At 72.3% G+C, this 14,556-nt stretch carries 12 protein-coding genes, 1 other RNA gene and 1 pseudogene; 3 read left to right on the top strand and 11 right to left on the bottom strand.

Annotation, left to right across the window (positions count from 1 at the left end; translation table 11 throughout):
- Positions 1-236: pseudogene (locus DMH12_RS39480) on the bottom strand (hypothetical protein); the annotation flags it as partial.
- A gap of 301 nt (positions 237-537) precedes the next feature.
- Positions 538-1,509: a LysR family transcriptional regulator gene (locus tag DMH12_RS31260; RefSeq protein ID WP_125494770.1), complete on the bottom strand. Its 972-nt coding sequence runs from the start codon at positions 1,507-1,509 to the stop codon at positions 538-540.
- An 83-nt stretch (positions 1,510-1,592) separates the two neighbouring features.
- On the opposite strand from DMH12_RS31260, the gene DMH12_RS31255 reads away from it, so the two are divergent.
- Entirely contained in the window at positions 1,593-2,900 is a 1,308-nt protein-coding gene (locus DMH12_RS31255) for an MFS transporter (RefSeq protein ID WP_185832656.1), read from the top strand.
- A gap of 108 nt (positions 2,901-3,008) precedes the next feature.
- Here the strand turns inward: DMH12_RS31255 and ssrA are convergent.
- The 5 genes from ssrA to ftsE form a co-directional block, all read right to left on the bottom strand.
- Positions 3,009-3,408: a transfer-messenger RNA gene (ssrA, locus tag DMH12_RS31250) on the bottom strand.
- A 104-nt stretch (positions 3,409-3,512) separates the two neighbouring features.
- Complete coding sequence (smpB, locus tag DMH12_RS31245; protein ID WP_052841735.1) at positions 3,513-3,992, bottom strand: SsrA-binding protein SmpB; 480 nt, start codon at positions 3,990-3,992, stop codon at positions 3,513-3,515.
- 45 nt (positions 3,993-4,037) lie between these two features.
- Positions 4,038-5,216, bottom strand: a complete 1,179-nt coding sequence (locus DMH12_RS31240; protein ID WP_185832655.1) for a S41 family peptidase — start codon at positions 5,214-5,216, stop codon at positions 4,038-4,040.
- 68 nt (positions 5,217-5,284) lie between these two features.
- Positions 5,285-6,202: a permease-like cell division protein FtsX gene (ftsX, locus tag DMH12_RS31235; protein ID WP_125494769.1), complete on the bottom strand. Its 918-nt coding sequence runs from the start codon at positions 6,200-6,202 to the stop codon at positions 5,285-5,287.
- A 31-nt stretch (positions 6,203-6,233) separates the two neighbouring features.
- On the bottom strand, positions 6,234-6,923 hold the full coding sequence (gene ftsE / locus DMH12_RS31230) for a cell division ATP-binding protein FtsE (RefSeq protein ID WP_043372426.1): 690 nt from the start codon (positions 6,921-6,923) through the stop codon (positions 6,234-6,236).
- Positions 6,924-7,137: 214 nt separating this feature from the next.
- On the opposite strand from ftsE, the gene DMH12_RS31225 reads away from it, so the two are divergent.
- Entirely contained in the window at positions 7,138-7,329 is a 192-nt protein-coding gene (locus DMH12_RS31225) for a hypothetical protein (protein WP_125494768.1), read from the top strand.
- A 111-nt stretch (positions 7,330-7,440) separates the two neighbouring features.
- Here the strand turns inward: DMH12_RS31225 and DMH12_RS31220 are convergent, their stop codons facing one another.
- The 4 genes from DMH12_RS31220 to DMH12_RS31205 form a co-directional block, all read right to left on the bottom strand.
- Positions 7,441-8,280 carry a hypothetical protein gene (locus tag DMH12_RS31220; protein WP_125494767.1) on the bottom strand — a complete coding sequence of 280 codons (840 nt, stop codon included), beginning with the start codon at positions 8,278-8,280 and terminating at the stop codon, positions 7,441-7,443.
- A 324-nt stretch (positions 8,281-8,604) separates the two neighbouring features.
- Complete coding sequence (gene prfB, locus DMH12_RS31215) at positions 8,605-9,711, bottom strand: peptide chain release factor 2 (protein ID WP_064728181.1); 1,107 nt, start codon at positions 9,709-9,711, stop codon at positions 8,605-8,607.
- Positions 9,712-9,795: 84 nt separating this feature from the next.
- Positions 9,796-11,040 carry a serine/threonine-protein kinase gene (locus tag DMH12_RS31210; RefSeq protein ID WP_125494766.1) on the bottom strand — a complete coding sequence of 415 codons (1,245 nt, stop codon included), beginning with the start codon at positions 11,038-11,040 and terminating at the stop codon, positions 9,796-9,798.
- A 105-nt stretch (positions 11,041-11,145) separates the two neighbouring features.
- On the bottom strand, positions 11,146-12,825 hold the full coding sequence (locus DMH12_RS31205; protein ID WP_125494765.1) for a serine/threonine-protein kinase: 1,680 nt from the start codon (positions 12,823-12,825) through the stop codon (positions 11,146-11,148).
- A gap of 439 nt (positions 12,826-13,264) precedes the next feature.
- Here DMH12_RS31205 and DMH12_RS31200 point away from each other — a divergent pair.
- A partial coding sequence (locus DMH12_RS31200) for an FHA domain-containing protein (RefSeq protein WP_185832654.1) occupies positions 13,265-14,556 on the top strand: 1,292 nt, incomplete at its 3' end.

The raw sequence follows: 14,556 nt of genomic DNA, 5'->3' as shown, positions 1-14,556 counted from the left end.
GCCGGGGGTATCGGGGTGGTGGGGGCGACCGGCGTCGCCCGGGCGGCCGCGTCGGTGTTGCCCCAGGTTATGCGCGGCTGCCGGCCGAAGGCCTCGGGGCCCGGGTACTCCCGGCCTATTCGGGAACCGAGTATCTCCGGCCCGCCGTTGCCGGCGCTCCCCTGGCGGCGAGCGCCGTCACCCGGACCGCTGCCGAACCACCCCGGACCGGACCCGCCGGACGCCGGCGCGGTCATCGGAGACCCTCCCGCGGGTGGGAAGGAGTGGGTCGGCGGAAGCACCTCGGTGACGTCAGCATCGGGTCTTGCCTCCGAGAGTTCACGACCCCCGGACTCGACCTCGGGCCACTCCGGTTGGGCGTCTTTTTGCCAATTCTTCACGCGTGCGCACTTCCCCCCACGGGACACTTCCGGGTGCGCATACGACTCCGAGCACTCGTCGGTAGAACCGGCCCCCACCAGGTTCGAGCGCCCCCTGTATCACACCGTGCTCAGGCAGAGAATGTAGCGCACGCGGAGGATCCGTGGTGGCCACGTGTCAATTGTGGGCGGACATCACAGCGCTGTCGGCGGCCGGAATCCATCCCTGGGCGGGGGTCCGGAGCCAGTCGTTTTCGGCCGCGACCTGCGCCGCCGCCCGGCGCAACGCGTCCAGCGCGGGGTGCACGAGTCCTCTTCGCCAGACCAGTGAGACCGGCGACAGCGGCACGGGGTCGACGAGGGGGCGTACGACGGTCGACGCCATGGCCGGAAAGCCCACCACCGCCAGGATCGGATGCCGCGTCCTCTCCATGATCCGCCGGAACTCCTCCTCCCCCATCGCCAGCGGAAGGGGTGGCGCGACGTCGATGCCGCGCCCCTCGAAAAGGCGGTGCGCGAGGTCGGTCCACTCCGGCGTGCGCGGGTTGCCGGCCCCGGCGTACACCCGCTCCCCGGCGAGTGCGGAGAGCGGGACCTCGTCCAGTCCGGCCAGCGGATGATCCTCCGGCAGGACGACCGCCATCGGCTCGTGGCGCACGGGCTGGTGGCCGAGTCCGGCCCGCAGCGTCGGGGGCAGGCCCGCGAACCGGCCGAAGGAGGCGTCGATCCGGCCCGCGATCACTTCGGCGGCCGCGTACGTCAGTCCGCTTTCGTAGCGCGCCATCAGCTCCTGGCCGGGGGCGAGTTCGCGTGCCCGTTCCAGGACGAGGCGGCCGGTGACCAGCCCCGGGGAGTTGAGGTCGACCAGCAGCGGGCGGGCCTGTCCGAAGGCGGCCAGGAGTTCGTCCTGCGCCTGGAGAACGCGCCGGGCGTACGGCAGCAGCCGCTCGCCGTCGGCGGTCAGCGTCACCTGCCGGGTGGTCCGGAGGAACAGCTCGGCGCCCAACTCCCGCTCCAGGCGCCGTACGTCCCGGCTCAGGGCCTGCTGGGCGACGTACAGCCGGGCGGCGGCGCGGGTGAAGTGCAGGTCCTCGGCGACGGTGACGAAGGCGCGCAGCAGGCGGGGGTCGAGGTGGGCGGGTGCGGGCATCCGGCGAACTTACAACAGGAGTGCGTGAATGACGACGGAGTAGGTGTTGGACCCCTTGATCGCCTCCGGGCCACGGTAGGTGCATGCCGCAACCGACCTTCGCCCGCCGTTCCCCGCAGACCTCCTCCGTTGCCTTCCTCGCCGTCACCGCCGACACCCTGGTCGCCGCCGACTTCCGCCCGCGCATCCGGCGCCGGCCGCCCGGCCCGTACCGGCGGCTCCTCGCCACACCCGGCGCCCGCGCGTTCACGATCGGGAACCTCATGGCGCGGCTGCCCATGGGCATGTTCAGTGTGAGCGCCGTCGTGATGATCGCCGGCACCCGTGGTTCGTACGCCCTGGCGGGCGCCGTCACCGCGACGGGACTGGCGGCGACCGCCCTGGTCGCCCCGTGGACGGCGCGGCTCGTGGACCGGTACGGCCAGGCCCGCATCGCCGTGCCCGCCACCCTGATCGCCGCGCTGGGCTCGCTCGCCCTGCTGCTGTGCGTCCGTTACGGCGCGCCCGTCTGGACCCTGTTCGCCGCCTACGCCGCCACCGCGACGACCCCCAACACCGGGGGCATGGCCCGTGCCCGCTGGAACCACCTGCTGAAGGGCGACGCCGACGCGCTGCACACCGCGAACTCCTTCGAGCAGGCGGCCGACGAGCTGTGCTTCATGCTCGGGCCGGTCCTCGCGGCCTTCCTGTGCACGGCGTTGTTCCCGCAGGCGGGCACGCTCGTCGGGGTGGTGCTGCTGGTGAGCGGCATGCTGCTGTTCGCCGCCCAGCGTTCGACCGAGCCCCCCGCGGCCCGGCCGCGCCCGACCGCCAAGGCTCCCCTCCGCGCCCCGGGCATCCCGCCGCTGCTCGTCGTGTGCCTCGCGATGGGCGGGGTGTTCGGGGCCATGGAGGTCGTCACCATCGCGTTCGCGGACGCACAGGGACACCGCGCGGCGGCCGGTGTGGTCCTCGGACTCCAGGCGGCCGGTTCCTGCGCGGCCGGCCTGCTGTACGGCGCGATGAAACCGGCCGGACCCGCCGCACACCGGCTGCCGTGGTGCGTCGCGGCGATGACGGCCCTGCTGACGCTGCCGCTGCTGGCGGCCTCGCTCACCGGCTCCCTGCCGCTGCTGGCGCTCACCCTGCTGATCGCCGGGATGTCGACCGCCCCGACCATGGTCACCACCATGACGATGGTCCAGCAGCGCACCCCGGAGGGCCGCCTGAACGAGGGCATGACCCTCGCGGTGACGGGCCTGCTCGGCGGCATCGCCTGTGGCAGCGCGGTGGGCGGCTGGACGGTCGAGCACACGTCGGCCGCGGCGGCCTACGGCATCCCGGTGACGGCGGCCGCGGTGGCCCTGATGCTCACCCTGCTGCCGCCCCGGCGGGTCCGCGTCGCGGGATGACGGCTTCGCCTGCCCGGGCGACACGCAACGCCGCGGGCTCCCGGTAGGCGGCGGGAAAACGTCGAGGGCGGCCTGGCTCGCGCTGCGCGAGCCAGGCCGCCCTCGACCTCGTGGAGATGGCGGGAATCGAACCCGCGTCCAACGGTGCGGAATCAAGGCTTCTCCGTGTGCAGTCCGCTTCGATTTTCTCAGCCCCGGAGATCACGCGGACAAGTCTCCGACGGGCTCAGTCACTGTTTGATTTCCCTCTTCACCCCGTGACCGGGATCAAGGTTTAGTCCCCTAGCTGATGCCAGGATCCGGGTCGGGAACAGCCCCGGGCTGACACTCCCGTAGTAGGAGGCTCGCTCTGCTACCTGAGATCAGGCAGCGAGGGCGAAGGCCTGCTGGGAGGAATCGCGCTTGGTGTTGGCGATTATTTTTTTCGGCCTGTGGTTTACGAGATCATGGCCGCTTCCTCGACACGCTTCCCCTGCTTCGACAGCCGCTGTCGAAACCGATCATCCCCATGTTGATTTTTCAAGCCCTCCGAAGGGGGCGGTGCACCCGCTGTGAGGTGCGGATGCCATCCTACGGGACCAACGCACCGGGGTGCCAGCCTATTCCCGGCGGTCAGGCCCGCTGCTTGCGCCGGATCGCGGAGATCGTCCGCTCGGCCTCGCGGCGGTCCTGCTTCTCGCGGAGCGTCTGGCGCTTGTCGTACTCCTTCTTGCCGCGCGCCAGCGCGATCTCGACCTTGGCCCGGCCGTCCTTGAAGTAGAGGGCCAGCGGCACGATGGTGTGACCGGTCTCCTGGGACTTCGACTCCAGCTTGTCGATCTCCACGCGGTGCAGCAGCAGCTTCCGCTTGCGGCGGGCGCTGTGGTTGGTCCAGGTCCCCTGGCTGTACTCCGGCACGTGCACGTTGTGCAGCCACGCCTCGTGTCCGTCCAGCTGCACGAAGCCGTCGGCCAGCGAGGCCCGTCCCTGGCGCAGCGACTTCACCTCGGTCCCGGACAGGACGAGTCCCGCCTCGTAGGTGTCGAGGATCTGGTAGTCGTGCCGCGCCTTCTTGTTCTGCGCGATCAGCTTGCGCCCTTTTTCCTTAGCCATAGTGCAACCATTTTGGCACTACCGAGGGGGGTCGCGGAAAGCCGATTACGCGGTCGGCCCCAGGCCGCTCAGTACCGTCCGCGCCCGTTCCAGCGCGGCCGGCTTCGCCGGGTCGACCTCCAGATCCGGTGTGATGCCCGTGCCGTCGACGCCGCGGCCGGAGGGGGTGCGGTAGTGCCCGACGGTCAGCTCGGCCACCGAGCCGCCGGGCAGTCGGCTCGGCATCTGCACCGAGCCCTTGCCGAAGGTGCGGGAGCCCAGGACGACGGCCCGGCCGCGGTCCTGGAGGGCTCCGGTGAGGAGTTCGGCCGCGCTCATCGTGCCGCCGTCGACGAGCGTGACCAGGGGTCTGGTGGTCTCGCCGCCGGGCTCGGCGTGCAGGGCCCGCTGTTCGCCGTCGACGTCGTACGTGGCGACCAGGCCGCCGTCGAGGAAGGCGGAGGCGGCGACGACCGCCTCGGAGACCAGACCGCCCGAGTTGCCGCGCAGGTCCAGGACGACTCCCGCACCGGACGGCAGCCGCCGTACGGCGTCGCGCACCTGTGCGCCGACGCCCTTGGTGAAGGAGCTGACCTTGATCACCGTGTCGCCGGTGGCGAGGGTGCGTACCGTCACGGGCTCCGTGGAGAGCCTGGCCCGGCGCACGGTCTCGCTCCACGCGCGTGTGCCGCGCTCCAGACCGAGCCGGACGGCGGTGCCGGCGGGCTCGGCCTCGGCGTCGCCGCGCAGTATGGCGACGACCTCGGTGACGGGCCGCCCGTCGACCCGTTCGCCGTCGACGCTGCGCAGCCGGTCGCCCTCGCGGATCCCGGCGTCGGCGGCGGGCGAGCCGGAGCGCACCCCGGTCACCTCGATGCGGCCGTCGCGCTCGCGGCGCGCGGAGAGCCCGACGCCGGTGTACCGGCCGTCCAGGGCGTCCTCCAACTCCTCGTACTCGCCGTGGGAGTAGACGGCGCCCCAGCGGTCCCCGCTGCGGCTGACCGCGCGTTCGGCGGCCTCCTCGGGGGACTTGCCGTCGGCCAGCGCCTCGGCGGCCGCCCTGGCCACCGCGTCGTGCCGCTCGGCGGGGGCGGCCGGGTGCGCGGTGTCCGACTCGGGCTTCCGGTCGCCTCCGGAGAACGAGCCGGTGACCCCGCCCGCGACGAGCACACTCGCGAACACCAAGGTCAGGGCGGCCCCGTGGCGTACGCGGCGGGGCTGACAGAACAGGTCACGACCTGACATGCCGGTGAGTCTAGGACAACACGAGAGGGCCGAACGGTCGCTTGACCGTTCGGCCCTCTTGGCATGTGTCACACCTTCAGGTACTTGCGCAACGCGAAGAACGCGGCCAACGCGGGCATCAGCAGGCTGGTGGCCAGGATGAGCGGCAGCTTGGTCAACACGGCGTCCCAGCCGATGAAGTTGATCAGGTTCAGCTTCTCGGACAGGGCGAGACCGTGGTCGATGATGAAGTACCGGGCGACCACCAGGAAGCCGCAGGCGACACCACCGCCGATGAGCCCGGCGACAGCCGCCTCCATGATGAACGGCGCCTGGATGTAGAAGCCGGAGGCACCGACGAGGCGCATGATGCCGGTCTCGCGCCGCCGGCTGAACGCCGAGACGCGCACCGTGTTGACGATCAGCATCAGGGCGACGACCAGCATGAGCGCCATCACCGCGCGGGCGGCCCAGTTCATGCCGTTGAGGAGGCCGAAGAGGTTGTCCAGGATGCCCTTCTGGTCCTGCACGGACTGCACGCCTTCCCGGCCGTCGAAGGCGGTGGCGATGACCTGGTACTTCTCCGGGTCCTTCAGCTTGATCCGGTACGACTCCTGCATCTGGTCCGGCGTGAGGGAGCTGGCCAGCGGCGAGTCGCCGAACTGCTCCTTGTAGTGCTTGTACGCCTCGTCCTGCGACTCGTACGTCACCTTGTCGACGACGGCCATCTCGTCGAGGTCGGACATGATCTGCTTCTTCTGGTCCGCGGTCACCGCGCCCTTGGCGCAGTTGGGGTCGGACTCGGCGTCGCTCTTGTTGCAGAGGAAGACCGAGACGTTGACCTTGTCGTACCAGTAGCCCTTCATGGTGTTGACCTGGTCGCTCATCAGCAGCGACCCGCCGAACAGGGCCAGGGACAGGGCGACGGAGACGATGACCGCGAAAGTCATCGTCAGATTGCGGCGAAGACCGACACCGATCTCCGAGAGCACGAACTGGGCGCGCATGGCGTCTCGTTAAGCCTTTCGTTCCTCGTCGTCAGTGCTGGTAGCCGTAGACGCCGCGTGCCTGGTCGCGGACGAGGCGGCCCTTCTCCAGCTCGATGACGCGCTTGCGCATCTGGTCCACGATGTTCTGGTCGTGGGTGGCCATGATCACGGTGGTGCCCGTCCGGTTGATGCGGTCGAGCAGCTTCATGATGCCCACGGAGGTCTGCGGGTCGAGGTTGCCGGTGGGCTCGTCCGCGATCAGCAGCTTGGGCCGGTTGACGAACGCCCGCGCGATCGCGACGCGCTGCTGCTCACCGCCGGACAGCTCGCCGGGCCTGCGGTCCTCCTTGCCGCCGAGCCCGACCAGGTCGAGCACCTGGGGCACGGACTTGCGGATCTCGCCGCGGGACTTGCCGATGACCTCCTGGGCGAAGGCGACGTTCTCGCCGACCGTCTTGTTCGGCAGCAGGCGGAAGTCCTGGAACACCGTCCCCAGCTGGCGCCGCATCTGCGGCACCTTCCAGTTGGAGAGGCGGGCGAGGTCCTTGCCCAGGACGTGCACCTGGCCGTGGCTGCACCGCTCCTCGCGGAGGATCAGCCGCAGGAAGGTGGACTTTCCGGAGCCGGAGGATCCCACGAGGAAGACGAACTCGCCCTTCTCGACCTCCAGGGAGACGTCCCTGAGGGCTGGGTGGCTCTGTTTGGGGTAGACCTTGGAGACGTTGTCGAATCGGATCACGGATGCACCACGGGTCGCCGGGGGTAGATGTGCGTGACCATACGCGAACCGGAGAGCGGACCGCAGTCACCGGTCTGGGTTGCGTATCAGTTGCACGTTTTGTCCCCGACGGGAGGACGCGCGGGGTCCTCCGGAACCTGGCACAGTGGAAGGGGAACGTTCGTGTCGTTGCGGGCGTTGTCCTGACGGAGCCGGCGGCAAGGAGGGCGAGCGCATGACGTACGACCGGTTGGTGTGCGCGAACTGCGCGGCGCCCGTGAACGAGGGCCGGTGCCCGGTGTGCCGGGCGAACCGCGAGCGGATGCAGCACGAGGGCCCCCTGGCGGGCCTGAACCCGATGACGCTGATCGCGCTGCTGGCGGTGCTGATCGCGGCGGTGGCCCTGCTGGCCCACCAGACCGTCTGACGGGCGCGCAGGGGCCCACAGGGCCTTCGGAGACATGGCAGAGGGGCCCGGAGCGCTGTGCGCTCCGGGCCCCTTCGCGTGCCTGTGCCGTGCGTAGCCCGACGGCTACCGTCAGGCAGCGGCTCCGCCGCGACCGTTCATCATGCGCGGCAGCAGGCGGAAGCCGATACCGCCGGCGATCATCGTGGCGGCGCCGACCAGCAGGAACGTGGTCTCCGCGGCGCCGGTCTCGGCCAGCTCGTCACCGCTGCCCTGGGCGGCGGTGTCGGAGGCCGGGGCCTCTTCGCCGGTGTCGGTCAGGGCCGAGGAGCCCTCGTCCTGGGTGACGTTGTCGTTGCTGCCGCCGTCGGGGGTGGTGTTGTCGCCGCCACCACCGTTGCCGCCGGTGCCACCGGTGTTGCCGTTGCCGCCGTTGTCGCCGGAACCGCCGTTGTCACCGTTGTCGCCGGTGCCACCGTTGTTGCCGTTGCCGCCGTTGTTCCCGTTGCCGCCGTTGTCGCCACCCTCGGTGGCGCCTTCGGACGTGCCCTCGGAGGTGCCGACCGAGGTGCCCTCGGACGTGCCCTCGCTGGTGCCCTCAGAGGTGCCCTCGCTGGTGCCCTCCGAGGTGCCGACCGAGGTGCCCTCGGACGTGCCCTCGCTGGTGCCCTCGGACGTGCCCTCCGAGGTCCCCTCGGAGGTGCCGACCGAAGTGCCCTCGGACGTGCCCTCCGTGGTGCCCTCGGTGATGCCGACCGAAGTGCCCTCGGTGGTGCCCTCCGTGGTGCCCTCGGTCGTGCCTTCGGTGTCGCCGCCGAGGCTCACGCCGACGCCGACGTTGGTGTCGCCGACACCCGCGCTCACACCGATGTCGAGCGCCGAGGCGGCACCCGCGGCGGTCAGCGAGGCACCGGCGGCGATCACGGCGCCGGCCGCTATGCGCGCGACACGGATGCGCGTCTTCTTCGTCATGTGGTTGCTACCCCCAGTAGCCGATTAGTCAGTGAGGCCGCGCTCGGGGCCGTGATCGACGGGGGTGGCTGCGCTTATGCCCCCCGGTTCACATGCGCCCCAGAAATACGCATGCCGCGCCTCACCCTTGCGAATGTTCAAAGCAACGTCAAGGCCATTGCGTACGCGATGTCCGGGTACGGGACGTATGCCGGACACAAAGGGTGTGAGTGTGATGTAAAACCCGGACATCACCGGCGAACGGCGGGCAGAGAAAAGGCAACCGCCGCCCGGTGGACGGCAGTTGCCTTGTCGACAAAGCGGCGTGAGCGCAACCGCGTCGCGCTACTTCTCCTGCTGCTTGCGCCAGCGAATTCCGGCCTCCAGGAAACCGTCGATCTCGCCGTTGAACACGGCCTCGGGGTTGCCCACTTCGTGCTCCGTGCGCAGGTCCTTGACCATCTGGTACGGGTGCAGCACGTACGAACGCATCTGGTTGCCCCAGGAGTTGCCCCCGTCGCCCTTGAGGGCGTCCATCTTGGCCTGCTCCTCCTGACGGCGCCGCTCCAGGAGCTTGGCCTGGAGGACGTTCATCGCGGTGGCCTTGTTCTGGATCTGGGACCGCTCGTTCTGGCAGGAGACCACGATGCCGGTGGGGAGGTGGGTGAGCCGCACCGCGGAGTCGGTGGTGTTCACGCCCTGGCCGCCGGGGCCGGAGGACCGGTACACGTCCACCCGCAGCTCGGACTCGTCGATCTCGATGTGGTCGGTCTGCTCGACCACCGGGAGGATCTCGACGCCGGCGAAGGAGGTCTGGCGGCGCCCCTGGTTGTCGAAGGGCGAGATGCGCACCAGCCGGTGCGTGCCCTGCTCGACGGAGAGGGTGCCGTAGGCGTACGGCGACTGCACGGCGAAGGTGGTCGACTTGATGCCGGCCTCCTCCGCGTACGACGTCTCGTAGACCTCGGTCTTGTAGCCGTGCTGCTCGGCCCAGCGCAGGTACATGCGCTGGAGCTTCTCGGCGAAGTCGGCGGCGTCGACGCCGCCCGCCTCGGCGCGGATGTTGACGAGCGCCTCACGCGCGTCGTACTCGCCCGAGAGCAGGGTGCGGACCTCCATCTCGTCCAGCGCCTTCTTCACGGCCGTGAGCTCGGACTCGGCCTCGGCACGGGTGTCCGGGTCGTCCTCCTCCTCGGCCATCTCGAAGAGCACGCCGAGATCGTCGAGCCGCCCGCGCAGGGCCTCGGCCTTCCGCACCTCCGCCTGGAGGTGGGAGAGCCGGCTCGTGATCTTCTGCGCCTCGTCCGGGTTGTCCCACAGGGAGGGCGCGGCCGCCTGCTCCTCGAGCACGGCGATGTCTGCCCTCATCCTGTCGAGGTCCAGGACGGCCTCGATCGACTCCATGGTCGAGGAGAGGGACTTCAGCTCTTCGGATACATCGACGACTGCCACGCGTCCAGCGTAACGGCTCCACCGACCGGCCCCGGCCGGGCCGGGGGCACCGGGCGCGGGCGGCGGGCGTACGGCCGCCCCGGGTCAGGGGGAGGCCGGGGCCGAGTTCCGTGTGTCCTGGGGGTCCCGGTCGGTGTCGTCGGCGCTGGTCGCCAGCCATGTGCCGACGCCGATCGCCGCCACCAGCGCGACCGCCCCGCCGCCCAGGGCGAGGCGCCGGCGGCGTGCGGCGGCGCGGTTGCGGGCCGAGCCGGGGCGTGGGGCGCCGGAGGCGCGCGGCGCGCGGGCGGTGCCCCGGGCGCCGCCCGCCAGCTCGTCCGGGGCGGGTACGCGCATCGAGGTGTGCGTGTCGCGGTTGGAGTCGGCCGGCTTCGCTCCCGGCACCAGGGGCACGGCTCCCCGGCGGCGTACCGGTCCCCCGGTGGGCGCCGAGGAGGTCGCGGGCTCCTCGGGCGCGTCCTCCTCCTGCTCGGCGTCGGGCTCGTCCACGTCCAGCGGGGCCATCCCGGCCAGCATCGGCAGCAGCTCGCGCAGCCGGACGCTCAGCTCGGAGGCGCGCAGCCGGGAGGCGGGTCCCTTGGCGAGGCACTGCACGAGGAGCTGCCACAGCTCGTCGGGGATGCCGGGGAGCGGGACGACCGTCTCGGTGACGTGGCGGCGCAGCACCGCGCCGGGGTGGCCGCCGCCGAACGGCGTGAAGCCGGCGAGCAGCTCGTAGAGGACCGTGGCCAGCGCGTAGATGTCGACCGCCGCGCGCGGAGGCAGGCCCTCGACGATCTCGGGGGCCAGGTAGTCGGGTGTACCGATGATCTTCGTGGCGCGGGTGCGCCGGGGGGTGTCGATGAGCTTGGCCACCCCGAAGTCCGTCAGCAGCGCCGGGTGGGAGCCGCCGGGGCCGAGCGGGCCCTGCATGTCGAGGAGCACGTTCTCGGGCTTGACGTCGCGGTGCACGACCCCGGCGGCGTGCGCGGCGGCCAGGCCGTCGGCGACGTCCGCCACGACGGCCACGGCGGCCTCGGGCGACAGGCGCCGCTCGCGGTCGAGGCGGGTGCGCAGGTCCGTGCCGCGGACCAGGTCCATGACCAGGGCGAGGTCGTTGCCGTCGACCACCAGGTCACGGACGGAGACGACGTGCGGGTGCTCCAGGCCGAGCAGGGCCGTGCGCTCCTGGACGAAGCGCGAGACCAGCTCCTGGTCCGACGCCAGGTCCTCGCGCAGCAGCTTGATCGCGACGGGCCCCTCGGGACCCTCGCCGAGCCACACCGTGCCGGCGCTGCCCCGCCCGAGGATCTGGTGGGCGGTGTACCGGCTGCCGATCTTCCGTGCCAAGACTGCTCCTACCGACGCGTGTTGCGCCTAAAAGTACGCGTCCGCGGAGCCAACCTTCACAACGGAGGCGGAAATCACCCACCGGATGTCGACAAATCTCCAGACTCAGCTGCCGGAGGAGCTGCCGCCGCCCGAACCGCCCAGGTCCCCGATCCAGTCGGTCGCCGTGGTGAACCAGTCGCTGAGCTGCTCCCAGTAGCCCTTACCCGTGCCGATCCAGTCCTGGAGCGGGCTCAGCTCCCAGATCAGCCAGCCGGCCACGAACATGATGACGAGCGTGAACAGGCACCCCTTGAGGCAGCCCAGTCCGGGGATGCGCATCGGGTTCGCGCCGCGCTGCCGCGGCGGGCGCGGCTCACGCCGGGGCGGTCGGGGCTCCGGCGTGGGCGGCGGCGCGTACCGCTGGGGCTGCTGCGGCTGCGGGGTGGCGTACCGCTGCGGCTGTTGCTGCTGCGGATAGCCGTAGCCGGGCTGCTGGGGCGGCGGGCCCTGCGGGGCCTGCCGGGGCTGCTGCGGCGGGCGGGAGACCTGCCGCTGGGGGCGGCGGCGCAGCGGGTCCTGGTTCGGGTCGAGGTACTGGACCTGCGTCTGCTCGTTGCGGTCGCGGGCGGCGCGCAGCTGGTTCTGCCAGGGGTGCGGGTCGTCGGGCCCGCCGGGCTGCCCGCCCTGGCCCTGCCCGGGCGGCACCGGCGGCATGACGGCGGTCGGGTCGGCGGCCCCGCGGTTGGGGAGTACGGCGGTGGGGGCGGCGGCGCCGGGCGCGTTGCCGGTGTGCGGCAGGACGCTGGTCGCGCCGTTCGGGTCGTAGCCGCCGTTCTGCGGCAGGGCCTGGGTCGGGTCGGCGGCGCCGGGGTCGCCCGGGACCTGTGCGGGCGCCGGGTCGGGAACGAGGAGCGTCCCCACGTTCTCGGCGGCGCCGATCTGCGCGTTGTTCGCGTGCACGCCGATGCCGTCGGCGACGACGCGCAGGCCGCGGGCGAGGTTCTCGGCGCTGGGGCGTTCGTCGGGGTTCTTGCGCAGGCAGCGTTCGATGACCGTCCACAGCGGGTCGGGGACGGTGGAGGGCCGGCGCGGCTCGGCGCTCAGGTGCTGGTGCAGCACTTCGAGGGCGGAGCCGCCGCCGAACGGGGGACGGCCGGTGACCAGCTCGTAGAGCAGGATGCCGGCGCCGTAGACATCGACGGCGGAGGTCTGGGGGCGGCCCTCGGCGGACTCCGGCGCGACGTACGCGGGCGTGCCGACGAACTCGTGGGTGCGGGTGAGACCGGGCGAGTCGGCGAGGCGGGCGATGCCGAAGTCGGTCAGCATCGGGTGCATCTCGCCGCCGGTCTGCTTCAGCAGCACGTTGGCCGGCTTCAGGTCGCGGTGGACCACGCCGTCCGCGTGGCTGGCGGCGAGGGCGTCGGCGATCTGGGCGGTGAGCAGGGCGGCGGCGACCGGGGTGAGCGGCCCGTTCTCCCGCAGGTAGCGGTGCAGGTCGGGACCGGCGACGAGGTCCATGACCAGCGCCAGCAGCTCGCCCTCCACGACCAGGTCGCGGACCCGGACGATGTTGGGGTGGGTGAGCCGGAGCAGGACGGAGCGCTCCCGCAGGAAGCGCATCACGATGTCGGGGTCGCTCGCGAGCTCTTCCTTGAGGACCTTGATCGCGACGGTCTCGCCGGGCTGTCCGGCCACGGCCGCCTCGGCGCCCGCGGTCTCCCGCTGGCGCGCGCGCCAGACGGTGCCCGTCGCGCCGCGACCGAGGGGCTCCTCGAGGAGGTACTTGCTGCCTACCGGCCGCACGTCATGCGCTCCTAGTTGCTTGCTGGCTGTTCCGACCCACTGTAATGCCGCGCTCCCGGCACCGGGCTGTCGTCGTTCCGCGGTTGTTCCGTGGTGCTCACCGGCCCGCCGGTAAGCCTTACGTTCCGCTCCCGGGCCGTGTTCGAAGGAAAGACGCTCGACCCGGTCCCTTGGTTGCCGCTGCCCGGACGTGACCGATCTCAAGCCGACGGGCTTCGATCATCTCCGAGGCACCCGTCAGGCATTTTTGGGGTCAGAGCCGACCAATCAAGATCATTTGACGGCGGGAGACGGGCGCGTTGTCAGTGGCAGGTGCGAGGATGCGGGGAGAACTGGCCGACGTGCTCGTGTGGCGGTGGGGGAAGTCCGCGGTGGGTGACCGTGGTCACGGCTTCTGCACCGGCGCGCGGGCGCCCGCGCGAAGGGACCGCTGACGGCGATGCAGATCCGGCTGACCGTCGTAGACCCGCTGGGCCCGCATGGTTCGGCGGGGGGCCGCGCCGCGAGCAGCGACGTGCTGGTCACCGCGCCGGCCGGCACCGCCCTGGCCGCCGTCGCCTCCGCGCTGGCCGCGGCGCTGCCCGGCGGCGAGGCCCCGGGCACCGGTCAGGTGGTGCTGTACGCGGGCGCGCACCGGCTCGACACCCAGCGCAGCACCCTGGGCGAGCCACCGCTGATCGACGGCGCCGTGCTCTGCCTGGGCGCCCCCGGCGAGCCCGACCCGGACACCGAGCCGGCCGGTGTCCCCGCCCAGCTCCACGTGGTCGCGGGCCCGGACGCGGGCGGCGTCCACCTCCTGCACGGCGGGCAGATCCGCCTCGGCCGCTCCGCCGACGCCGATGTCGCCCTCGACGACCCGGACGTCTCCCGGATGCACTGCGCGGTCACCGTCACCCCCGACGCCCGCGTCTCGGTCGCCGACCTCGGCTCCACCAACGGCACCACGCTGGACGGCACCCGCGTGGGCGACCGCCCGGTCCGCTTCGCGCCGGGCGCGCTGCTGCGGATCGGCGAGTCGGCCCTGCGGCTGGTGCCGGTCCAGCGCGAGGCGGCGGCACGGGTGGCGACCGCGCCGGACGGGGAGGGGTACGTACGGCTGTCCGGGGCGGCAGCCCCCGCGGCGGGCCTCGGTGACGCCGACGAGGTGGCGCACGCGCGCGTGGCCGACGGGGGGTACGCGGGGGACACGGACGGCGCCTCCCGCGCGGAGGGCCCCCGCCCGTCGGGCGCCCCTTCCAGCGACGCGGGTGTGACGGGCGGCACCGCGCGTGGGAGCGGTGCGGCATCCGCAGGCTGGGACACCCCGGCCCACGGGACCGGAACGGACGGCGGCCGGGGTGCGGCACCCGCCGAGCCTCCCCAGGTGCCGGGCCAGGGCGGTGCGCCCCGCATAGAGAGCCACGGCACGGGTCCCACGGCCGGCTTCCCCCGTCAGGCCCCCGCGGGGGGCGAGACCCACGGCGGGGCGGCGTCCTACGGGGTGTTCGACCCGGCGGGCGGGGGGGGGGGGGGGGGGGGCCCGGGGGGGGGGGGGGGGGGGCGCGGGGGCGGGAGGGGGGCGGGGGGGGGGGGGGCCCGCCGCCGAGCCTCCCCAGGTGCCGGGGCAGGGCGGTGCGCCCCGCATAGAGAGCCACGGCACGGGTCCCACGGCCGGCTTCCCCCGTCAGGCCCCCGCGGGGGGCGAGACCCACGGCGGGGCGGCGTCCTACGGGGTGTTCGACCCGGCGGGCG

This window comes from Streptomyces sp. WAC 04229 (assembly GCF_003947455.1).
In the GTDB taxonomy this organism is placed as follows: domain Bacteria; phylum Actinomycetota; class Actinomycetes; order Streptomycetales; family Streptomycetaceae; genus Streptomyces.
This window is presented reverse-complemented; position numbering and strand designations above follow the sequence as displayed.